A 21,787-nucleotide genomic window follows, 5' to 3' on the forward strand; every position below is an offset into this window, starting at 1 on the left:
GATTTTCAATGAAATACGTAGAAACCACGCAATATTATTTTTTCAAAAAAGCTCTACAGCTCAGAGGCTGTGTCAAAGAAATAAAATCCAATGACGTGAAGAATACTAACTAACTTTAACTCAGATTTTGTCATGAATTTAGCGAATGGTACAAAAAACTAAAATGTTAATAAAATTTCTGTTGTTTTATCACAAACCATTATATTGTTGACCGCAATAGTCATAGGAAAGAAATTATATGGATAGCATTGAGACGGCAACAGCAGCGGCAATTAAGAATGTAGCAGGTAAAGAGGCCGAAGCATTAACAAACTTTCTAAAGAAAAAAATTAATAATAAGTGGCAGGAGCATGTAGGTGAGAGAGAACTAATAAAATATCAGAGCAAGATAATTGGATATCTATATTTCTTTACGATTAATAATCCAGACCAAAAAACATATATTGATGATATATATGTACCTATAAATATAGAAACTGCGCAAGGAAATAAATTCAAAGTAGAGTCTCTTCTAAGTCGGGGGCGTGGTTTCAGTGCGGTTTCAGGTGTAGCTGGACATGGAAAATCAACCTTCCTGCGTCACTTAATGAGAACTCTCATTGTTGATGAATTATCCGAACAAATCCCAATTTTCTTCGAATTAAAGTACTTTAAGGATGATAGGATTGAAATCCAATTATGCGAATGGCTTAATCAGTGCGGACTGCAAGTCGATATTAGCTTTGTAACCAAGTTGCTTAGAGAGGGACGATTTACAGTATTGCTTGATGCTTTTGACGAATTGCCATCAGATCTTATGGATATTTGCGAGCAGAGAATTGTTCAGTTTTGCCAAAATTATGAAAACATAAACCTAATTGTTACAACAAGGCCAAACTTGCAGATTTCACGAAATTCTTTGGGAAATCATTACCAGATGGTTGATCTGGATAGAATGCAGGTGAAAAAAATATTGGAACAAGTATGTGAATCAAAAGCGGACGCAATAAATGCGACTAGTGCCATCTTCTCTAGCAGTTTTGCCTCTGGTGCAATTAAAACTCCAATTTTAGCTGTTCTTGTCTCTCTTACATACAAAAGATGGAAGAGTATCCCTAAAACAATGTCGGAGTTTTATAATCGTGTATTTAACACTTTGCTTTCTATTCACGATAACACTAAATCCGGTAAGCAAATTCGTCGAGAAATAAAAACAAATCTTGAAGATGTTCAAATACTAAGCGTTGTTAACAATCTGTCCTATTACTTGACAATAGATGAGAAGTATAACTTTACAAAGTTTGATTTTGATGATGTGTGTTTAAAGTCGCTAAAGAACCAATCTTTCGAATCAAGCGAATTAGACGCAGTTTTTAAATGCCTAAAGAGTGCTTGCAACATCCTAGTTAAAGATGGTTTCGATGAATATAAATATATCCATCGCAGTTTTCAAGAGTTTTACGCTGCAAAGTATATTACTTCATTGCATCATAGTAAAAAGAAGGTCTTCTATTCTAAATGTTTAAGTGACAACAGCTTCGGTCTTAGAATGAGAGAAGTGATTAAATTTCTTTGTGAAATTGATGAAGTATATATGTATGAATTTTATATTATACCATACTTGCTGCAGAATAAATGTATAGCACCGTACAAGTATCTCGACATCTATTCATTAAGGGAGATTAATTTCACTCATCTAGTTGAAATAATTATTGAGTCCAAAAGTGTAGCCCTTGGAGGTAGGCTGATTGAAACGTCATACTCTAACCTTTTTATCTACATATTATTGCTTGGTGAGGATGTTATAGATGAAATTTCTGAACAGGTTGATATATTATTGTGCAAAAACGACTTGTCTATCATAAATGAGAAACTAGTTCCCTCTCATACTACCCATCGCCAATTGAATATGTATCCAGCAAAAAATATTGTCGAATTATACTATTCCGATGATAAGTTTATTCAAAAGGTTTGTAGGGCGTTAGAAGAAGAACTGAGTGATGCTGAGACTGAATTAGATAGAAAGCTTGATAAAATTTCTAATAAGACAGAAGAAGATGTTGATGACGTATATAATCTTTAGAAACTGTAGGCCATACTTCAGTTGTACTATAATCTGGTATATGTAAACAGGTGATAGCAAAGACAATAATAAATAAAGCAGTCTGTCCTTTCGAATAAACTAACCTACTTTTTATAATCGACGGTAGGTTAGTTAGATTCAATGTTCTAACACGCTTTTGTCCAAAAGCGTGCTGGGTATCTCCTTCATACAGACAGGTTACATTAGTGCCAAAAAGGTGAGCCATGGTGATTAGCGAGACGACCGTCCGCCCCATGGACGGGGCGGTCGAGCATCCAAGGACGGACTAGCTGCGTGTCGGAGAGTGAATGCCATGGCAAGCCTATATGAGTGGATACCAGCCAACGCTACGATCCTAACGACTGAAATAACAGGCGACTGAAATAACAGGCCACCCAGTACAGTTTGCCTAAACTATTAGGTCTAAAAGTCAGCTATGTTCAGTATGATTACTTGTTTCCACACAATAAAAAGCCCTGCTTATACAGTGATGTATAGCTGGGCTTTTTTAATCGAAAGTTTGCATTCACTGAGCGGAAGGACAAGCTTTACTCAGAGTTTATGACCTAGTTCGAATAGGTCATAAATCCTTTTATCTCATTTACCTATTTCACTCACTCATCTCTTTCACTAACATTGGCATCATGGAGATGCTAGTAGCCGATGGCTTCGCTACCCGAGTGGCGTGGATCAGACGCACCAAAAATCCCTTGTTCGGTCACCATGATTGATTGTGTACTGCCCATAGCTGACTGTACTTTCACTTTGTGGCCTTTGGCTTCGAGCAGAGAAATGGTATCGCGGTTTAAGCTGGATTCGACTCGTAGTTCATCGGGCAGCCATTGATGGTGCACCCGCGCTGCATTACTGGCTTCGGCGATGTTTAATCCATGGTCGATCACATTCATGATGATCTGCAGTGTGGTGGTGATAATGCGTGAACCGCCTGGGCTGCCAGTGACGAGGAAGGGCTTGCCATCTTTCATCACAATAGTGGGGCTCATGGAGCTCAATGGGCGCTTATTGCCTTCGACCGCATTGGCATCACCGCCAACTAAACCGTAGCCGTTTGGCACGCCGGGTTTGGCCGAGAAATCATCCATCTCGTTATTGAGCAAAATGCCAGTTCCCTTGGCCACTAAACCTGAGCCGTAGCTGAAGTTTAAGGTGTAAGTGTTTGAAACCGCATTGCCCCATTTATCAACTACCGAGAAGTGAGTGGTTTGGTCGCTCTCATAGGGCGCGAGTTTACCCGGCTTGATTTCGGCGCTTGGCGTTGTCTTATTCATCGCGATTTGGCTGGCGATTTTTTGGGCGTAGTCCTTACTGGTTAAGGCTTTGACGGGCACCTTATAAAAGTCGGGGTCGCCTAAGTATTCGCTGCGATCGGCATAGGCGTGCTTCATGGTTTCTGCCATCAGATGAATCGTCTGCGCCGTATTGTGGCCGAGTTTATCAATTGGGAATTGTTGCAACACATTAAGCATTTCTATGACGTGCACGCCGCCCGATGATGGTGGTGGCATAGATACAACCTCGTAGCCACGGTATTCGCCGCGCACGGGTTCGCGTTCTACAACCTTATAATTTTTAAGGTCGTCTAAAGTCATAATGCCGCCAGCGTCTTTCACCGCATTGATGAGTTTAGTGGCGGTTTCACCTTCGTAGAATCCTTTGGTGCCTTTTTCAGCGATCAGACTTAATGAATGGGCAAGCTCAGGTTGTTTAAGAATATCATCAACTTGATAGTCACTGCCGTCGGCTTTGTAGAAGATAGCAGCCGTGGTTGGCCATTGGGTCATGCGGCGTTTTAGACCTGCAAGAGATTCGGCAAGATCTGGCGTCACGCTAATGCCTTCCTGCGCCATTTTAATTGCGGGAGCAGTGACTTGAGCGAGTGTCATAGTGCCATATTTTTCAAGGGCTAAGCTCATGCCCATCACTGTACCAGGGACGCCTACGGCAAGGCCGTGTTCGCGGCTCAGCTTCTCAACTGCATCGCCATTCTCGTCGAGGAAAATATCTTTCTTGGCTTTAGATGGCGCCATTTCACGGTAATCGATTGCGATGGTTTTGTTTTCTTTAGCAATATGCACCAGCATAAAACCGCCGCCACCGATATTGCCGGCACGTGGTAAGGTGACTGCCAAACTGAAGGCCACGGCCACGGCCGCATCAACGGCATTGCCGCCTTGTTTTAGGATCTCAACGCCAGTGCGACTGGCGAGTGTTTCTTGGCTGGCAACCATGCCATGCTTGGCCCACACAGGTTGTGCTGTGGCCATCTGGCTGAAAATTGACGATTCTTCGGCAAGCAGACTGGGTGATGATAGTAGGGGAAGCGCCATGGCAATGGCGAGAATAAGAGGTCTAAAAGGTCTTGTTGGACGCATACTCAATCCTGAATTTATTTTCATTATGGCTATGCAATGTGCCGAGAATTAGGCTTAATTGCAACCTTGTATATTAGTTAAGATCCGTAAAGGACGAGAATTTACCCAATGAGACAGCTTATCTTGGCCTTTGCGAGCTCAATGTCGGACATATCGGCCAGTGCGTGGAATGCCGTTATGGGGGAGGCGAATCCCTTCTGTCGCCATGAGTTTCTGTTGGCGCTTGAGCAGAGCCATTCGGCCTGCGCTGCAACGGGTTGGACGCCGCGGCATTTATGCGTGTTTGATGTGGGTGACACATTAAGTGATGTTGTAAGTACCGATAAAAGCTTGTCGCCTTTGGCTGCAGGAGCTCTGATAAGCCGGCAAGCGGCTAAGCACTTCAAGCCATTATCGCTGGTGGCGGTGATGCCCTTGTATCAAAAGTCCCACTCCTACGGCGAGTATGTGTTCGATTGGGCGTGGGCCGAAGCCTATGAGCGCCATGGACTCGATTATTATCCCAAATGGGTGAATGCAATCCCTTTTACCCCAGTGCAAGGGCGAAGGATGGGCATTCATTCTGTATTAGATAGCGTTGAGCAACTGCGCGTGGCGCAATTACTGCTGCTGACATTGAATCGCCGGCTAACATCAGAGCTGTTTGCGTCAGAGCCTTGTGTGTTAGAGCAAGGTGATGCGGTTTTTGATGAGTCAGAGCTTAATCAGTCCGTTGTTGATGATGCTGATCTTGATGGATCAGTACAAAGCGTTAAAGATCAGGGCGACAGCCCAATTTCTTCATGGCATAGCTTATTTGTTACCCCAAGCCAAACACCGTTATTTGAAGGCTCGCCCAATCCACTGTTAAAACGCTTAGGCACTCAGTTCCATTGGCACAATCGCGGTTATCGCGACTTTGATGATTTTCTGGCGGGCTTTAGTTCGCGCAAACGTAAGAATATCTTGAAGGAGCGGGCGCAGTTACAGCCTTTTAATCTTAAGTTTCACTTTGTTGAAGGGGAGCATATTACTGCTTCGCAATGGCAGACGTTTATCCAATGTTATCAATTAACTTACCTTAAGCGCTCCGGTCATCGCGGCTATTTAACGCCAACCTTTTTTCAGCAGTTGCGGGCACAACTCGCTGCGCAAGTCCTACTGTTGGTGGTCGAAGATGCCAAGGGCGAGATGGTAGCAGGCGCCTTGTATCTCAAAGGCGAGAATACTCAAGGGCAAAAATGCTTATATGGCCGTTATTGGGGTACAACGGTTGAGCTCGACGGCTTGCATTTTGAGGCCTGTTATTATCAAGGCATTCAATACTGTATTGAACATGGATTCCAAATGTTTGATGCGGGCGCACAGGGGGAGCATAAGGTGCTGCGCGGCTTCGAACCTGTTGAAATGTATTCCTACCATAATATTGCCCATTTAGGATTTAGGGCGGCGATTGCCGATTTTGTTGAGCAAGAAGCACAGCAAATGCAGCAATATATGGCGCAGATGCGAGCTGTTTTGCCCTACAAAAAAGAGCCCTAATAAAAGATCGAGTTAACGGGACTTTATTGGGCTCTCATTTATGTCGTGCTTGTTCAACCTAAGCAGTTCTATCTAAGCTGTTAATTCAAAAGGTTAGTTTTGAATATTGGCTATGAATGTTAGCTCATGGCTAACCACACGCCCACGCCTATCATCAGGCTGCCTGCAATGCGGTTTAACCAGCGAATATTATCGCCGCGGCTTAGGAAAATACGTAGGCTTTTGCCGCCGCTGGCGTAGGCGAGCATAGAGGTAAACTCGGTCACCATAATAATGCTCAGCAGTGCGAGCAGCTGCGGCGCAACGTCGCGCTCGGCATTGATAAAAGGCGGCAGTAGCGACACCATAAATGCCCAACCTTTAGGATTGGCAATGGCGGTAATAAAGCCTTGGGAGATCAAGGTAACATTGCTGGCTCTGGGGTTAGTGTCGTCATCGCTTAACATGGCCATCTTACCGCGGGCACGCCACATCTGTACGCCGATATAGCCTAAATAAATTCCGCCAACCCATTTGAAGATTTGAAAGACTTCGGGATAGTTGAGCATGATACTGGCAACGCCCATCACGGCGGCTGTCGCCACTAACGCTACGCCTACCAGTTCACCCAGCATCATCCACAGGGTGCGGCGCACACCTATGCTCATGCCCAAGGTCATGGCGAGCGTCATACACATGCCCGGGGTGATAGAAACAAAGAAGAAGGTCGGGATAAACACTGCAAGTAAAGCAAAATCTGGCATGGTTTGGTCTGTCTTGGGTGAAGATGGGAAGGCCGATAGTGTAATGAAAACCATAGCTTTAGCCAATCTGCGTCCCGTTTTTTTCGATGCGTAACTGTAACTTAGTATGTAAACAATTCATCTTTTGGGGATGTTTACTCTGCTATCACCATAAGACCTCGCTATTTATCTATCGAGTTTACCCAGCTGATCCCCATCTTTGCGGTACAAAGTGTGCCGTATTAGCGATAGATGAGAGATTAATCTCACCATATTTTCTGTTTGTCACTTTTGTTACTTTTATTAATTTAGTCACTTGAGCTTGAATGCTGAGGTTTGGTAGGGTGACTGCATGAAATTAACTGCAGGGGATGCATTATGGTTGAGAGTAAAGGGACTGAAATAAAACAGACAGAGAAACAAAAAATGTTAGCGGGTCAGCCCTATAAGGCATGGGATGATGAGCTATTAGCTGAGCGGATGCGGGCGAAATCCGTTTGCCATCAGTTTAATCTGGCCGAACCGACTCAGCTTGATGCCCGTATGGATCACCTTCGTGTCCTGCTCGATATTCAACACTGCGCCCATATTGAGCCCAATTTTTTTTGTGACTACGGTTATAACATTCATATTGGTAAACAATTTTACGCTAATCATAATCTAACCATATTAGACGTTTGCTCAGTCTCGATTGGCGATAACGTGATGTTTGGTCCCCATGTGATGATTTCTACCGCAACGCATCCTATCGATCCCATTGCGCGGCAAACGACGGAATACGGCGCGCCAATTCAAATCGGTAATAATGTCTGGCTTGGGGGGAATGTCTCAGTGTTGCCCGGTGTGACCATTGGCGATAATTGTGTCATCGGTGCCGGTAGCGTAGTGAATAAGAGCATTCCCGCGAACTGTGTGGCGGCTGGCAACCCTTGTAAGGTTATCAAACCCATCAATGTGGAATAATGCAGGCAAGTATGCCGAGTGATTAGCCTCAATGCTGATTTAGATGACGATTTAAATAGTCGTAGAAACAAAAAACGGTACGCAGTGCGTACCGTTTTTTATGGGTGATGAAAACTTACAGTACGCCGCGGCGCATTTGATCCCGTTCAATCGATTCAAACAGGGCAGTAAAGTTGCCTTCGCCAAAACCTAAGTTATTTTTGCGTTGGATGATTTCGATAAAAATCGGTCCGAACAGGTTTTTAGTGAAAATTTGCAGTAAATAACCGGATTCATCGCCATCCACCAGAATTTGGTGATGTTTGATGCGCTCACGATTCTCAGTCACCTGCGGCAACTTCTCAAATATGGTGTCGTAGTATTCAGGGATGATGTCTAGGCATTGGATTGAACTGCCTTCCATCGCATCCAGCGATTTTACGATATCGCGACTTCTAAAGGCTAAATGTTGCACACCTGGGCCGTTATATTCCTTCAGGTATTCATCGATTTGGTTCTTATCGCTGCCTTTACCTTCGTTAATCGGAATACAGAAGCTGCCATCGGGCGAGCGCAGGGCGTAGGACACTAGTGCGGTTTGTACACCGCTGATGTCAAAGTAGCGCACTTCAGTAAAACCAAAAATGTTTTTATAGAAGTTAGCCCAATGTTCCATTGTGCCTTTGTAGACGTTATTGGTTAAGTGATCGACTTCGATAAAGCCTTTCTCTTGGGTGATCACTTGCTCGTCTAAGTCTTCAAAATCAGCGGCATAGATATTGTCTTCTGCGCCGAAGGTGTCGATGAAATAAATCAAACTGTCGCCAATGCCGTAAATCGCAGGATAAGGCAGATCTTTATTGGCATCATCGGCGGGTTTTGCACCACGTTCAACGGCAACGCGATAGGCAAAGCCAGCATCTTCTACCCGCCAGCCCATAGAACAAATGGCTGGGCCGTGGGATTTGGCAAACTTAGCTGAGAAACCTTCGCGCCCAGTGTTGAGCAGAAAATTAATGTCATTCTGTTTGTAGTACAGAATGTCTTTGTTCTTGGCTTTTTTCAGCAGTGAAAAACCAAAGTCGATAAAGACTTTGTGCATAAAATCAGTATCAGGGCTGGCGAATTCAGTGAATTCGATACCTAATAAGCCCAGTGGATTTAGTTCGCTTGCCATGATGTTTTCCTCATTATTTTAGTTCAACCGCCGACACTCTTTATCCCTTTTATTACGTTGGGATACGCAACCGTTTCGGTGCGCTGGTGGCTTAGGGCTAGTCTTCTAGCCAAGAGCGGTTGTAGTCTTTGCTCATGCAATTTTGTACATGTTCGGTTAATCTCAGTGGGGCGAAGGTGTCCACCATCACTGCGTATTCATAGGTTTCTTTCTTGCCAATCGAGGCTTCAGTGCGACCCGGTTGTGGGCCGTGGGCCACACCTTTTTGATGTAAGGTCATGTAACCTGCTTCAATGCCCGTGCGGCTCATAAAGTCGCCATCGACGTAATACAAAACTTCGTCGCTATCGATATTGTTGTGGTAATAAGGCGCTGGAATCGATTTCGGGTGGAAATCGTAGGGGCGCGGCACGAAGTTACAAATCACAAAGTTATGGGCAGTAAAGACTAAGTGATCAGAAGGCGGCAGATGGATTTTGCCCACCTTTGGCGCGTATTCGGTAATGTTGAATGCCCAAGGGTAAACACAGCCATCCCAACCCACTAAATCAAAGGGATGCCATTCAAGAGTGGTGAGTTGGTATTTATCGCCAAACTTACACACTAAGGGGAAGGCGCCGCGCTCAACCACAGCATCTTGCAATGTAGGTACGCGTAAATCGCGCTCGCAATAAGGTGCCGATTCTAATAGCTGACCATACTCGTTACGGAAATGCTTAGGCACTTCCACCATAGAGAATGACTCGATGACGAAAAGTCGCACATTGCTGTAATCGTTGAATTTAAGCTGATAAGTCGTGCCGCGTGGGATCACGAGATAGTCCCACTTTTGAACCTTAATCGTGCCGTACTCGCTGTAGAGTGTGCCTTCGCCTTCGTGGACAAAAACCACCTCATCGGCATAGGCATTACGGTAAAACTCGTCGGTATCGGCGGTGACTTTGGCGGTATAAAGTGCTAAGTCATTGTTATAAAAAATCTTGTTACGGGCGCTGAAAAAATTACCTTCACGGTCGGCATCGCGGGAATCGAGTTTATAGTTTTGGACCAGCGAGTCTTCCCAATTGGCACCGTGGCCTAGGCTGTAAGGTGCTACTTCCAACGCTTTGGTTGGCATGTTGTGGTGATATTTATTGGAATAAATATTGGAAAAACCATGGGTTGAGAACAACTCTTCACGGTAAAGCTCGCCGTTCTCCTTTTCAAATGCGATATGGCGCTTATGGGGGATCTGGCCTTGTTTCACATAAAATGGCATGGTTATTCCTTCAATATTGCGCTGCTGGGTTACCTACATCGCTGGTCGTTATGCTGCAAGTTGCATTAGTGTGATCTTGTTATCAATTTAGTTGCTTGAATGAACAAAAAAAAGAATAATAAATCCGTTATCTCAATCTAAAAATTAGATGGTATTCTAATCTTTACGAATCGTAGTGTTTCCGTGACATGTTCATAAGAGCCAAGGAGTGACCATGCGCATCGATATTGATGCTTTTAATGTGCTGCAAGTGCTGGTGGAAGAGGGCAGTTTTGCCAAGGCGGCTGAGCGGTTACACAAGGCGCAATCGGCAGTGAGTTATCAAGTTAAAAAGTTAGAAGAGCACTTAGGCGTGCAGCTTTTTAGCCGTGAGCAATATCGTGCAGAGCTGACGCAAGAGGGCCGGGTGATTTTGGCCGAGGGGCGAAGATTGTTGCAACACCTTGCAAACATTGAACATCTTGCCAGCCGTTTTAGTGAGGGTTGGGAGCCAAAGCTAGAGCTAGTGATAGACGGAGCCTTGCCGATGGAGCCAATTATGACGGCTTTAAAGCGCATGGCTGAACATCAAATCCCCACAAAAATTCAGCTCAATATGGAATTTTTAGGCGGCGTACAACACAGATTCGAGCGTGATAATGCCGACTTAATGTTAGTGAAAGATTATCGCACTGGCCCCTATTATCATCCGCAACCTTTGCCAGCCATCACCAGTGTGCTGGTGGCAAGTGCTTCGCATCCTTTGTCTTTTATTCGCGAAATTAGTTTGTCGGAACTGCAGCAACACGTGGAATTGACTATCGAAGACTCTTCGCCCAATAAAAGTTACCGCGATGAAATGCAATTTGGCGGCGATAAAGTGTTTTATCTTTCAGGCTTTATCATGAAAAAGAACGCCTTGTTAAAAGGCTTAGGTTTTGGTTGGTTGCCGGACTTTTTAGTGCAAGAAGAGTTGGCGAAAGGGGAGTTAGTTGAAATCGACTTTGTCGGTGGCAGCCGTTTTACCTTTATTCCACAGCTCGTCTCGACCTTAGAGCGGCCATTAGGCCGTGCGGGACAACTTTTTACCGAGTTGATATTAGAGGAGTTTGCTAAGGCTGAGCAGTTTAATGGCGTGGGTTTAGGTTGATAAGTCGCCGTTTGTCATCTTTTGATACAAGTTACCGCATAAAATAATCGCATTTTGACATTTTATGTCATAGATTAATGCCGAGGTTTGATTAAGGTCTCGATTCAGGCTTAGCTTAGATTGAGACTTAGAATAAGTCCTAGATTCAGACTTAGCTTAGATTTAGGTCAAAATTAAGGCATAAGTTAGGGCATAAATTAAGCTCTAGATTAACAGTGAAATTGAGCCGCGATAAGTAAAGAGTCGTCAATCGCGGTCAATCTAAAGGCTAGTAACAAGGAACTGACAGTTAAGGGGAACAGTATGTCTAGACGTTGTCATGAAGTGGATTATGAAATCATCGGCCACAGTATGCAGTTGGTTGAAGTGGAGCTCGATCCTAACGAAACCGTGGTCGCCGAAGCGGGCGCGATGAACTACCTAGAGCAAGATATTAGCTTTGAGGCCAAAATGGGCGATGGCTCTGAACCAGAGTCCGGCTTTTTTGGCAAGTTGATGGGCGCAGGTAAGCGGGTGCTGACGGGTGAGAGCATTTTTATGACTCACTTTACCAATCAAGGCAACCAAAAGCGTAAAGTCGCCTTTGCTGCCCCTTATCCGGGCACTATCCTTGCGATCGACTTAGCCGAATATGGCGGCGAGCTTATCTGTCAAAAGGACAGTTTTTTAGCGGCGGCCTTAGGTACACGGGTGACGATGAAATTTAATCGCCGTTTAGGTACGGGCTTTTTCGGCGGCGAAGGGTTTATTCTGCAAAGCCTACAAGGCGATGGCATGACTTTTATCCATGCGGGCGGCACCTTAGTGAAGAAAGAACTGCGAGGTGAAACCTTAAGGGTTGATACAGGTTGTTTGGTTGGATTTACGCCTGGGATAGATTACGACATTGAGCGCGCAGGCTCGTTAAAGTCTATGGTATTTGGCGGCGAAGGCTTATTTTTAGCGACGTTAAAAGGCCACGGCACGGTTTGGCTGCAAAGTTTACCGTTCTCACGAATGGCGGATCGCATTATCGCCCATGCACCATCTGCGGGTGGCAGTGATCGCGGTGAAGGTTCAGTGCTTGGTGGTCTTGGCCGCATGCTTGATGGGCGTTAAGCCCTAAGCTCAATCGATTTAAGTCAATCACAGCACCATTTTGCAATCATGCTGTCTCTTCTTAAGGCATTCCAGATAATCCTCTGGGATGCCTTTTTAGTTGAAGCCTGTCATTTCCTTCAACGTTTTAAGCGTTTTCGCCGTTGTTAAGGCTTTGCTGAATGCGTCTTTCCACCAGTTTCGATATCAGATACATCATCAAATAGCCTGTGCCCAAGGCTAAAATCACTGCGACGACATTCTCGGTATATAGGCGATAAGCGTAGAAAGTACCGACCAGTACTGCTATACCTGCGAGGCGAATGAGCAGGCTTTGGGTAAAGTAGCCGTGGGCTTTGATATAGGCCAACTGATAGCCGTTGAGCATCATAAATATAAAAAACATAGAGAAATGCATTAATACTGGGGCCGCTTTAATGTATTGCTCGGGAAATAACCAAGCCACCAATGGCTTGCTCGCGAATATCATAGCGACGAAAAACACCCCGCTGATCCACAGGGAGACTTTAGTCAGCCATGACTTGATTTGTTGCACTTCATCAAAGCGCTTTTCTCGTACACACACTGCCACTTCGGGCAGCACAAAGCGGTAGATGGGGAAGACAAACAGCAAGGTGAGGTAAGTGATCATCGGCCGCACTACCACTTGAAAATCACCCAGTTCATCTATGCTGAAATAGGCAATAGTCAGCAGTACTGTGATGTAAATCATCAAGATACTGGCACCGGCTTCCATGGACGCTGTCAGGCTTTTTTTCATGAAACTACGTAAGCCCGTATCAAAATGCACCGCACTTAAGGGCGGCGTGGCGATATCTTTGCGCCGTTTTAAGTACATATATAAGGCAACGATGAGCGATGACAGTGTCATGCTATAAAAGAGTGAGGCTATGGCCGTTTGTTTTAGCCCATAGAAACACAAGAAAAAGCTGGTCACTTGCGCTATCGGTTCCAGCCAAGTCACTCGATTGGAGATGGCATATAGCCGGTACATAGCGATTTGATTGGTAAAATACACCTTGAGCCCCATGCTCAAAACAATGCCAACCAATTGAAAATATTCTACATTGAGGTGAAGCTTGTGTTTGATATAGGGCAAGACTAAGCCCCATGTCAGCAGCACCATAGCGATCAAGCTGTAGCGGAATATATTGGTGATATCCACATCTTGTTTGGTCTGGGAGTAGGTCACTACCATAGAGGAGCGAAATCCTGTCATCAGGATCAGCGACAGTGAGATAATATCGATAACCGTGTGATAGAGCGCTAGATCCGCTTTGGCGACCCATTGTGCTAACCAAAGCTTAAAGAGAAAACCCACAGAAATACTGGCGAGTGATGCCCAGAATCCCGCAATAATCGCCTGCTTAACCCGTTGAAGTGATGTGGTGTGTTCCATTGTCAAAATCCAGCTTTAGTCTGCGGTCATTATAGGGATGCTATGGGTGTCGTTAAGGTTTTGCATTAGTCGATGCTTTGGCTGCTTTGGTTACTTTAGCTGTGTGAGTACCTTTTGATAACGCTTATCTGATTCGGTTCGATGCTATAACTTTATGCAAAGAACTTAATACCAATGCTTTGATGTCAGGAGCTTAGTCTTCTGTCCAGACTAAAACCTTGAGTACCGCCGAAGACATTTCATTTAAGTTTATACGCATATTAGCACTGGCTGAGTCTAGCATTCAGCCGATAGGTGACCAAGCATCGGATAGTAAAGATATGATAAATATCAGCATGTTGCTTAATTGTAACTGTAGTCATTCACTCGCGAGAAATTGTGGGATAAATAGAAGTACAGACAAGGGATAGGGTTGTGCAAGCATCATGATTTGGGATGATGGCACGCCCTAATAAGAACTGGGCGTGCTAATAAAACTGCCGTGATTAGCCATCTCACGAATGTCTTGCGTTATTCGGTAATGATATTGACGATATCGAGGATTTTACGGCTGTTGTTATCGAGTTTGATCAATGCACCTTCAACTTGGATGCTAATAATGCCATCTCTGTCTAAGGGCACAATGATACGACCGCGGTCATAAATATCATGCTCAAGCACATCACCACGATGGAGTTTTTTCTGCCAACCGGGTGGTAAACGTTCACCGTGGTCGACCTTTTTCTGTAATCCAGGTGGTAAGCCTTTCTCTTTTTTGTGGTGCTCGTGCTCATGGCCATCTTTAGCAAAAACTGAGATAGGTGCCATTAAGCTGAGCACGAGTCCTGCGATAACCACTGACGTTGATTTATTCATCTGTGCTCCAAAGGGGCGTTGAGAGTGCATTGAGTTAGTGCAGCGGCAATGCTTGATGCGGCCAACAATAGGCGATACTAAATGAACCTTAGCTGAACGTTACTGAGTCGAGATGCTTAAACTCAACGGGTTAACATTAGCACAGCTTGCCATTGTTCGGTGGTCACAGCTTGGATACTCAGCCTTGAGCCCTTAGACACTAAATACATGTCGGCCAATTGCGGCAGGTTTTTAATCAAGCTTAAGGGAATAATATCGTTAAATTTTTCGACAAAGCGGATATCCACTCGTAGCCATCTTGGTTTAGTAGGATCTGACTTAGGGTCGAAATACTTAGATTCGGGATCGAAGGCTGTGCTGTCGGGATACGCATTTGTCACGACTTCAGCGATACCGACAATACCGGGTACTTTGCAGCTTGAATGGTAAAAAAATACCTGATCGCCAATCTGCATCTCATCGCGCATAAAGTTACGCGCCTGATAGTTACGTATCCCATGCCAAGCTTCGGTTTGGTTCGGGCAAGCCTTAAGATCATCTATGCTGAATTCGTCGGGTTCCGATTTCATAAGCCAGTAGTTCATCTTGTTTCCTTTATTCATAGTTGCCGTTAAGCGCTTCAATATCCCTGAGTTTATCTTAATTTAGTCGAACACCCCAGTTCGTCACTCATATCAAGCATTGTGAGTTTGATTAAGTTTCGGTTCAGATAAGGTGGCTTAGCCTGTGGGCAGCAATCTTATTTGGTATGCCTTATGCAGATTCTCGTTACTAAGGCAAAGCGTCAAATTCGATCTCGGTTTGTGATTGGTGCCATACAAGTTGTGGTAGCAGTGGCAATCAAAACCTGTGAGGTGTGTGATGGGAACTTCAACAATGACGTCCGACTGTGGTTTATACACTAAATATCTTAAGGATTTTACAGCGGGTGATGTGATCCTAAGCCATGAGCGGATGCTGGAATTTATTAATGACCTGACAACCCAAGGTTGGTTATTGGCAAATTTCACTTGGGACTATTGGTATAACAACAGTTACTTAGTCGATAAACCCGCCTACATTCGTGAAGCGAGCATAGCACAATGCAAATTGCTGCTGACCGCCATGACGCGACTTGAGGTCTTTAGCCCTGGCGTGTTAGAGAATATGCGTCGCCAAGGGATTTTACTGGCCATTGTTGAGCGCTTGCAAAGCTTAAATGTGCCTAAGTCGAGTACTCATCTTGAATTTATCAGTCGCTAACCCCGCACTTTAATGGATTGTTATTTAATCGATTATCTTACTCTTTAGTCTAATAAAGTGCTTTTTTGCTTGTGACATGATCCGTGGATTGGTTAGTTTGGACCTCGCTAACCATAATAATAAATGCACGGAGGCCTTAATGTCAGTTCCAACAAGCCAAGTTATCAGCCCGCTCAACGTCAGCGAGTTTCATGGTGTGCGATCACCGAAACTCGTTGAGAAAACCATAGGTCAATATCTTGATGAGGTTGCGACAACCTATCCCGACCAATTAGCGGTTGTCGTACATCATCAACATATCCGCTGGAACTATCGCCAATATCTCGCTCAAATCGATGCGCTCGCCACAGGATTATTAAAACTCGGTATTAAGTCCGGCGATAGGGTGGGCATTTGGTCACCCAACAATATTGAATGGTGCTTAACCCAATATGCGACCGCTAAAATTGGCGCCATCATGGTGTGTATTAACCCCGCTTATCGACCGGAAGAGTTGCAATACGCGCTGAGTAATGTGGGGTGCCGCGCGGTAATTTGTGCCGACAAGTTTAAATCCAGTAATTACCTCGAAATGCTATACGAATTGGCGCCTGAGCTAACTTCTTGCCCTGCGGGTCAACTACAGGCGAAGGCCGTTCCTGATCTCGAGTTTGTGATCCGTATGGGCGCTGAAAAATCTGTCGGCATGTTGAATTTTGATGACTTGCTCGTCGATATGACCGCCGATGACAAGGCGGCACTCGAGAGTATCGGTAAAGCATTAAGCCCGTATGATTCGATTAATATCCAGTTTACCTCTGGCACGACGGGCAGCCCGAAAGGTGCGACCTTATCCCACCATAACATTTTGAATAATGGCTATTTAGTCGCAGAGGCGATGAAGTTTACCTGCCACGATAAACTCTGTATTCCTGTGCCCTTATATCATTGCTTTGGCATGGTGCTCGGCAGTTTAGTTTGCTTAGCCAAAGGCGCCGCGGCTGTGTTCCCCGGCGAATCCTTCGATCCCTTGACGACATTGCAAGTAGTTGAACAAGAGCGTTGCACCGCTTTACATGGCGTACCGACCATGTTTATTGCCGAGCTTGAGCATCCTGAATTTACGCGTTTTGATTTGAGTTCTTTACGAACTGGGGTGATGGCGGGGGCAACTTGCCCAGAAGAAGTGATGCGCCGAGTACAAAATCTCATGTATATGAAGGAAGTACTGATTGGTTATGGTCAGACTGAGTGCAGTCCGCTCAATCATATTACCGAAATCGATTCGCCAGTTGAGAAACGGGTGCTCACTGTTGGCCGTGCTTTGCCCCATACCGAAGTGAAAATTGTCGATGAATTTGGTGAAGTGTTGCCAATTAATCAACCCGGTGAAGTCTGTAGTCGTGGATATTGCATTATGCAGTGCTATTGGAACGATCCCGAAAAAACGGCGGCGACCATAGACAGTGCGGGTTGGCTACATTCGGGCGATATCGGCCAAATGGATGAGCAAGGTTATGTGCAAATTGTGGGTCGCATTAAAGATATGATCATTCGTGGTGGCGAGAATATCTATCCCCGTGAGATTGAAGAGAAACTTTACACCCATAAAGATGTGCAGGATGCGGCGGTCTTTGGTGTTCAAAGCGATAAATACGGGGAGGAAGTGTGTGCTTGGATTAAAGTCCGCTCTGGCGCGACGATTACCGAGGAAGATATTCGTCATTTCCTCACCGAGAAGTTTGCCTACTTCAAGGTGCCGCGTTACATCAAGTTTGTGGATCAGTATCCAATGACAGTAACGGGGAAAATTCAGAAATTCAAAATGCGTGAGCTGATGTATCAAGAGTTATATGAAGATATTAATGCTTAAGTGATGTGATTTGGCGAGCCTGCTTTTTTGACTTTCAAGCCGCGCAATGCGGCTTGAATTTTATTCAGTCTATAGGTGTCGTTTAACCGACAAGTTAACGAGTTAACGGAAGAGTCGACGAGTCATGCCATCAAGCCAAGCCGCACTTTGAGTTAACTTTCGCTGGCTGCGACGTAGCGCCAGCTTTGCCCAGGCATATTGTGTGCTGAGCAGCGCTAACCCTAAGATGATCAAGAGTAAACCTGGGCCGGGTAAGAGTAAAAAGACCAGCCCGAGCAAGGTTAAAGCTGCGCCAATCACAGTGATCCCTGCTTTAGTTATCGCGCCTTTTGCATGGGAGGACGGCGCGCGATTGAAAAAGGTAACTTTGCGCATAGGAGTTGGCCTTATGGTGAGTTAATCGAATCAAGCTGTACTGTCAGCTGACTATCAGTTGTGTGCTAACTGTATGTCAGTTTTCAGTCTAATCCTTTGCTCATTTATTGGCAGCTTATGTCGTCAGCCTAATTGTAACAAAACTTCACTTCCCCGCAGTGGCTTCATGGCTATACTAAAACCAGAGAAAAAATCTTGGCAGATAAAAACTAAAGCTCAATTTGTCGATGATTTAGTAGTCAATCCATTCTGCAGGCTAAGGAGTCCCATATGGTTCGATGGCGTTTAATGCTCCTTGCGTGTTGCCTTTCCTCCATGGGATTGAGCACAGCGAAGGCGGATACCTTAATGCTGACATCCTTACTTTGGCCGCCTTATTCTGGGCAGCAATTAGCTGAGCAGGGCGCGAGTATTGCTGTGGCACGGGCGGCGCTCAAAGTGATGGGGCACCAATTAGAAGTGGATTTTTACCCATGGAGCCGCGCTGTAAAGCTCGCCAGTATGCCTAATTCTGACTATCTGGGTTATTTCCCTGAGTATTACTTTGAGACTGAAAAGTTTGTTTTTTCTAAATCGATTGGCGACGGTCCTTTGGGGCTGGTGGAGCAAAAAGCCCATCCTGTGAGTTGGAATTATGTCGAAGATCTGAATCGCTATACCTTAGGTGTGGTGAAAGATTATGTGAATACTCAGGCGTTAGATCGCATGATTTCCACAGGCGTTCAGCCGACTGAAGCCGTAACTTCAGACGAGCACAATATTAAGAAAGTGGCTGCAGGCCGTATTGATGCGGCGGTAATCGATGTCAACGTGCTGCACTATTTACTTAAGCAAAAGCCCTTGCAGCCGCTGGCGGAAAAACTGCAAATCAACCGCCAAATTTTAGCGAATAAGCAGCTTTATATTGCGTTTCGTAATACCGAAGAAGGCCGACGTTGGCGGGATATTTTTGATCAAGGCTTGGCGCAAATTGATGTCGAAACCATCATCGGAGAGCTACTGTATCGTGAAGACTAATGCATGATTTAGGTTCGTGTGCTCTCTAATTCCCCCTTATTTTTGCTCTATTTTCAGACTATTCCTCTCAAAATTACATCAGATATTCCGCTTGTCATCATTCTGTCTTTGTTCACTATTAGCATCACCTTAACGGCATGAGTTGCTCTCTCATTTTTTGATTAAGGTGACATGAATAAACTTCCCTTTGAGTTAGATACGCTGCAACAACTCATTGATACTCATCATCTTAAGTTGCAGTATCAAATTCTTGCCGACATCCCATTTCGTCACGAACATTTTCCTCTCTACAGTGTTGAGCTGGGCGGAGGAGATAAGCCCTGTCCGACAGTACTCTTTGTGGGCGGCGTGCATGGGGTTGAACGTATTGGCTCTCAAGTCATCTTGGCATTGCTGAACAGTTTGTTGCAGCGACTGGTGTGGGATAAACATCTACAACAGATGCTAACGGGCGTGCGGTTAGCTTTTGTGCCTGTGGTGAATCCCGTTGGTTTATTTATGGGAACGCGGGGTAATGGCAATCAAGTGGATTTGATGCGTAACGCCCCGATAGAATCCAGCGAAAAAGTCTCCTTTATGGTGGGAGGGCAGCGGATATCATCACGGCTGCCCTGGTATCGCGGCATGGGGGGAATGGAGCTTGAAACTGCCGGCTTAGTTGCCTATGTACAGCAAGTGCTGAGCCGCAGCACCAGTTTAATTTCCCTCGATGCGCACTCTGGCTTTGGCTTGAGTGATCATATTTGGTTCCCCTACGCCCATACGCGTACCGCCTTCGAAAATGCCAATTATATTCTTCATCTAAAACAATTATTTGAACAGAGTTATCCCCATCATGGCCATTATCGGCTCGCACCCCAGAGTCAGTTTTATCGCACCCATGGGGATATTTGGGATTACCTCTATCGCCAACATCAAGTGGCCGATCCCCATGCACAGGTACCGTTTCTGCCTTTGACATTAGAGATGGGATCCTGGGCTTGGATAAAGAAAAATCCCAGACAAATATTTAATTTTGCAGGTTTTTTCAATCCGCAGAAAACACATCGTCACCACAGAATTTTACGCAGGCACACAGTGCTGATGCAATTTATGATGGAAGCGGCCTACGCCCAATCGTTAGAGCAGTTAACGCCTGAACGTTTGGCTGAACTCACTGAGTGCGCGCGGCAGTATTGGTATCGGGAGCCACAGTCATGACAACTTGGGTGTTATTGCGGGGATTAATGCGTGATCAGCGCCACTGGAATGGCTTCGATCAGCGACTGCGACAAAAGGGGCTGCGAGTACTGACACCGGATTTGCCAGGTAATGGGACGCTATCCCATGAACTAAGCCCACTTAAGATTGCTGACTATGCCCATGCCGTGTGGCTGCAATTGGATGAGCAGGTACAAGAAGGAGAAGCCATTTACCTTCTCGGCTTGTCTATGGGCGGTATGTTAGCGCTGGAAATGGCGCGCCAGCGACCTTGGCAGATAAGGCATGTATTTGTACTAAACAGCAGTGCGGCTAATTTATCGGTTTGGTATCAAAGATTTAATCCACTGAATGCATTGAAGGCGTTTTTCTTGCGGGCTCGGGGTAAAGCCTTACATCCCATTGAGTCGACGATAGTGCGTTTAACCAGTTTTCGTCATCGGCGAGACTGCGGTTTAATTGCCGAATGGAGTGAATTTCGCCGTGAATCCTCGCCAACTATCCGTAATGCCTGGCGGCAACTGTGGGCGGCTTTTCAATATCAGTGTCCATTGACCGTGGAAGTGCCGATAAGTGTACTCTGCGGTGACCGTGATGCGTTGGTGAGCATGGCATCGAGCAAAGCCTTAGCACAGCACTTTCACACGGATTTGATAGTATTAGCGTATTGCGGCCATGATGCGGCCATTGATGCCCCTGCAAAACTGGCACATTATCTGTTGGCAATTGTGGCGCCGACTAAGCCGCAAACTGAGGTTCAAGAGGATGATGAACCTGCCCATGCGCAATATGCCCATACTCAATATAATTGCAACGATTTACTGGAGGAAGAAATGGCCTTTAACGAGGCGATATTTTCAGTGTGGGATGAAAAAGTGCTATCCATTCTCCACAGTAAATCATCGACAGTAAATCATCGGCAATGAACAGCGCTAAGACGGTTAACTCATAATCGATTAGGCTTTAGCCACAACGGTTTGGCCTATCGGTGTTAGGCTGAGTAACGCCAGTTTAAGATGCTGTATTCCAAAGGGAATACCGATAATAGTCACAAAACAGGCTAAGGCATGGACCAGGTGACCTATGGCTAACCAGATCCCAAACAGCAAGAACCAAATAATATTTCCCACCATGCCTAGGGCACCTGTGCCTAAATCGTCACGTCCGGTTAAGTGACGACGGCTGATTTGTTCTTGGCCAAAGGGCCAGAAGGTCATTTCGCCGATAACAAAGCAGGCGCGGCCAAAGGGTATACCAATAATGCTTATAAAACACAGGATACCTGCGAGCCACCAAGCGAGTCCCATCACAAATCCACCGAGCACAAACCAAGCGATGTTGAATATTAAGCGTAATACTGCCATTGAAAACTCCTTATGTTACTTTTTTCGCCTTTATCGTCAGCTCTAATGAATGCTGTTAGCTTTGATAAACTGAATATATACCAATGACTAAGCGAGAAACGTGCCAATTATTTGGCTATTAATAATCAATGACTTAGTTCTATCCGTTTAAGCTTTATTTGTGATTTTCACTAATTCTTCG

18 protein-coding genes and 1 pseudogene are annotated in these 21,787 nt (G+C 45.2%); 10 read left to right on the forward strand and 9 right to left on the reverse strand.

Features of this window, described 5'->3' with window-relative positions; genetic code table 11:
- Positions 1-238: 238 nt before the first annotated feature.
- The gene (locus tag OX890_RS10220) at positions 239-2,062 is read left to right on the forward strand and encodes an NACHT domain-containing protein (protein ID WP_126491708.1); all 1,824 of its coding nucleotides are present in this window, start codon (positions 239-241) and stop codon (positions 2,060-2,062) included.
- Positions 2,063-2,715: 653 nt separating this feature from the next.
- On the opposite strand, the gene ggt is transcribed toward OX890_RS10220, so the two are convergent.
- Entirely contained in the window at positions 2,716-4,455 is a 1,740-nt protein-coding gene (gene ggt, locus OX890_RS10225; RefSeq protein WP_268650565.1) for a gamma-glutamyltransferase, read from the reverse strand.
- A gap of 108 nt (positions 4,456-4,563) precedes the next feature.
- Here ggt and OX890_RS10230 point away from each other — a divergent pair, with 108 nt between their 5' ends.
- Positions 4,564-5,976, forward strand: a complete 1,413-nt coding sequence (locus OX890_RS10230) for a GNAT family N-acetyltransferase (protein WP_268650566.1) — start codon at positions 4,564-4,566, stop codon at positions 5,974-5,976.
- A 119-nt stretch (positions 5,977-6,095) separates the two neighbouring features.
- Here the strand turns inward: OX890_RS10230 and OX890_RS10235 are convergent, their stop codons facing one another.
- Positions 6,096-6,719, reverse strand: coding sequence for a LysE family translocator (locus OX890_RS10235; protein WP_268650607.1), 624 nt, complete (start codon positions 6,717-6,719; stop codon positions 6,096-6,098).
- 357 nt (positions 6,720-7,076) lie between these two features.
- Here OX890_RS10235 and OX890_RS10240 point away from each other — a divergent pair, with 357 nt between their 5' ends.
- Positions 7,077-7,661, forward strand: a complete 585-nt coding sequence (locus OX890_RS10240; protein WP_268650567.1) for a sugar O-acetyltransferase — start codon at positions 7,077-7,079, stop codon at positions 7,659-7,661.
- A 115-nt stretch (positions 7,662-7,776) separates the two neighbouring features.
- On the opposite strand, the gene hppD is transcribed toward OX890_RS10240, so the two are convergent.
- Together hppD and OX890_RS10250 are read right to left on the reverse strand one after the other, a co-directional pair.
- A complete protein-coding gene (hppD, locus tag OX890_RS10245; protein WP_259580653.1) occupies positions 7,777-8,817 on the reverse strand; it encodes a 4-hydroxyphenylpyruvate dioxygenase in 1,041 nt (346 codons plus the stop codon).
- Between the two features lie 97 nt (positions 8,818-8,914).
- Positions 8,915-10,075 carry a homogentisate 1,2-dioxygenase gene (locus tag OX890_RS10250; protein ID WP_126491713.1) on the reverse strand — a complete coding sequence of 387 codons (1,161 nt, stop codon included), beginning with the start codon at positions 10,073-10,075 and terminating at the stop codon, positions 8,915-8,917.
- A 214-nt stretch (positions 10,076-10,289) separates the two neighbouring features.
- On the opposite strand from OX890_RS10250, the gene OX890_RS10255 reads away from it, so the two are divergent.
- Both OX890_RS10255 and OX890_RS10260 read left to right on the forward strand, forming a co-directional pair.
- Positions 10,290-11,204, forward strand: coding sequence for a LysR family transcriptional regulator (locus OX890_RS10255; protein WP_006082119.1), 915 nt, complete (start codon positions 10,290-10,292; stop codon positions 11,202-11,204).
- A gap of 303 nt (positions 11,205-11,507) precedes the next feature.
- Entirely contained in the window at positions 11,508-12,302 is a 795-nt protein-coding gene (locus OX890_RS10260; RefSeq protein ID WP_126491714.1) for a TIGR00266 family protein, read from the forward strand.
- A 127-nt stretch (positions 12,303-12,429) separates the two neighbouring features.
- Here OX890_RS10260 and OX890_RS10265 read toward each other — a convergent pair whose 3' ends face one another.
- The 3 genes from OX890_RS10265 to OX890_RS10275 form a co-directional block, all read right to left on the reverse strand.
- Positions 12,430-13,701: a lipopolysaccharide biosynthesis protein gene (locus OX890_RS10265; protein ID WP_107948031.1), complete on the reverse strand. Its 1,272-nt coding sequence runs from the start codon at positions 13,699-13,701 to the stop codon at positions 12,430-12,432.
- 510 nt (positions 13,702-14,211) lie between these two features.
- Positions 14,212-14,556, reverse strand: a complete 345-nt coding sequence (locus tag OX890_RS10270) for a hypothetical protein (RefSeq protein ID WP_011847087.1) — start codon at positions 14,554-14,556, stop codon at positions 14,212-14,214.
- Positions 14,557-14,678: 122 nt separating this feature from the next.
- The gene (locus OX890_RS10275; RefSeq protein WP_126491715.1) at positions 14,679-15,140 is read right to left on the reverse strand and encodes an EVE domain-containing protein; all 462 of its coding nucleotides are present in this window, start codon (positions 15,138-15,140) and stop codon (positions 14,679-14,681) included.
- Between the two features lie 277 nt (positions 15,141-15,417).
- Here OX890_RS10275 and OX890_RS10280 point away from each other — a divergent pair, with 277 nt between their 5' ends.
- Both OX890_RS10280 and OX890_RS10285 read left to right on the forward strand, forming a co-directional pair.
- Positions 15,418-15,798 (forward strand): DUF6508 domain-containing protein, encoded by a 381-nt coding sequence (locus OX890_RS10280; protein ID WP_006082114.1) that lies wholly within the window; start codon positions 15,418-15,420, stop codon positions 15,796-15,798.
- Positions 15,799-15,937: 139 nt separating this feature from the next.
- Positions 15,938-17,650 carry an AMP-binding protein gene (locus tag OX890_RS10285; RefSeq protein WP_126491716.1) on the forward strand — a complete coding sequence of 571 codons (1,713 nt, stop codon included), beginning with the start codon at positions 15,938-15,940 and terminating at the stop codon, positions 17,648-17,650.
- Positions 17,651-17,752: 102 nt separating this feature from the next.
- On the opposite strand, the gene OX890_RS10290 is transcribed toward OX890_RS10285, so the two are convergent.
- Entirely contained in the window at positions 17,753-18,025 is a 273-nt protein-coding gene (locus tag OX890_RS10290) for a PGPGW domain-containing protein (protein WP_071939308.1), read from the reverse strand.
- A gap of 270 nt (positions 18,026-18,295) precedes the next feature.
- Here OX890_RS10290 and OX890_RS10295 point away from each other — a divergent pair, with 270 nt between their 5' ends.
- The 3 genes and pseudogenes from OX890_RS10295 (at position 18,296) to OX890_RS10305 (ending at position 21,194) form a co-directional block, all read left to right on the forward strand.
- Positions 18,296-19,042 carry a substrate-binding periplasmic protein gene (locus OX890_RS10295; protein ID WP_259541514.1) on the forward strand — a complete coding sequence of 249 codons (747 nt, stop codon included), beginning with the start codon at positions 18,296-18,298 and terminating at the stop codon, positions 19,040-19,042.
- A 171-nt stretch (positions 19,043-19,213) separates the two neighbouring features.
- Positions 19,214-20,242, forward strand: a complete 1,029-nt coding sequence (locus OX890_RS10300; RefSeq protein ID WP_268650568.1) for a M14 family zinc carboxypeptidase — start codon at positions 19,214-19,216, stop codon at positions 20,240-20,242.
- A pseudogene (locus OX890_RS10305) lies at positions 20,239-21,194 on the forward strand (alpha/beta fold hydrolase). Before OX890_RS10300 ends, OX890_RS10305 begins: the two are co-directional and overlap by 4 nt.
- 4 nt (positions 21,195-21,198) lie before the next feature.
- Here the strand turns inward: OX890_RS10305 and OX890_RS10310 are convergent.
- Positions 21,199-21,606, reverse strand: coding sequence for a YccF domain-containing protein (locus OX890_RS10310; RefSeq protein WP_006086172.1), 408 nt, complete (start codon positions 21,604-21,606; stop codon positions 21,199-21,201).
- Positions 21,607-21,787 lie beyond the last annotated feature (181 nt).

This window comes from Shewanella sp. DAU305, from assembly GCF_026802235.1.
GTDB lineage: Bacteria > Pseudomonadota > Gammaproteobacteria > Enterobacterales > Shewanellaceae > Shewanella > Shewanella baltica.

Bases quoted from the DNA above. Each gene is read 5' to 3' on its own strand.
- OX890_RS10250 (WP_126491713.1), bottom strand. From the start codon at position 10,075: ATGCCATTTTATGTGAAACAAGGCCAGATCCCCCATAAGCGCCATATC.
- OX890_RS10240 (WP_268650567.1), top strand. From the start codon at position 7,077: ATGGTTGAGAGTAAAGGGACTGAAATAAAACAGACAGAGAAACAAAAA.
- OX890_RS10235 (WP_268650607.1), bottom strand. From the start codon at position 6,719: ATGCCAGATTTTGCTTTACTTGCAGTGTTTATCCCGACCTTCTTCTTT.
- OX890_RS10275 (WP_126491715.1), bottom strand. From the start codon at position 15,140: ATGAACTACTGGCTTATGAAATCGGAACCCGACGAATTCAGCATAGAT.
- OX890_RS10310 (WP_006086172.1), bottom strand. From the start codon at position 21,606: ATGGCAGTATTACGCTTAATATTCAACATCGCTTGGTTTGTGCTCGGT.
- OX890_RS10270 (WP_011847087.1), bottom strand. From the start codon at position 14,556: ATGAATAAATCAACGTCAGTGGTTATCGCAGGACTCGTGCTCAGCTTA.
- OX890_RS10265 (WP_107948031.1), bottom strand. From the start codon at position 13,701: ATGGAACACACCACATCACTTCAACGGGTTAAGCAGGCGATTATTGCG.
- OX890_RS10290 (WP_071939308.1), bottom strand. From the start codon at position 18,025: ATGCGCAAAGTTACCTTTTTCAATCGCGCGCCGTCCTCCCATGCAAAA.
- OX890_RS10230 (WP_268650566.1), top strand. From the start codon at position 4,564: ATGAGACAGCTTATCTTGGCCTTTGCGAGCTCAATGTCGGACATATCG.
- OX890_RS10255 (WP_006082119.1), top strand. From the start codon at position 10,290: ATGCGCATCGATATTGATGCTTTTAATGTGCTGCAAGTGCTGGTGGAA.
- OX890_RS10280 (WP_006082114.1), top strand. From the start codon at position 15,418: ATGGGAACTTCAACAATGACGTCCGACTGTGGTTTATACACTAAATAT.
- OX890_RS10295 (WP_259541514.1), top strand. From the start codon at position 18,296: ATGGTTCGATGGCGTTTAATGCTCCTTGCGTGTTGCCTTTCCTCCATG.
- hppD (WP_259580653.1), bottom strand. From the start codon at position 8,817: ATGGCAAGCGAACTAAATCCACTGGGCTTATTAGGTATCGAATTCACT.
- OX890_RS10260 (WP_126491714.1), top strand. From the start codon at position 11,508: ATGTCTAGACGTTGTCATGAAGTGGATTATGAAATCATCGGCCACAGT.
- ggt (WP_268650565.1), bottom strand. From the start codon at position 4,455: ATGCGTCCAACAAGACCTTTTAGACCTCTTATTCTCGCCATTGCCATG.
- OX890_RS10300 (WP_268650568.1), top strand. From the start codon at position 19,214: ATGAATAAACTTCCCTTTGAGTTAGATACGCTGCAACAACTCATTGAT.
- OX890_RS10285 (WP_126491716.1), top strand. From the start codon at position 15,938: ATGTCAGTTCCAACAAGCCAAGTTATCAGCCCGCTCAACGTCAGCGAG.
- OX890_RS10220 (WP_126491708.1), top strand. From the start codon at position 239: ATGGATAGCATTGAGACGGCAACAGCAGCGGCAATTAAGAATGTAGCA.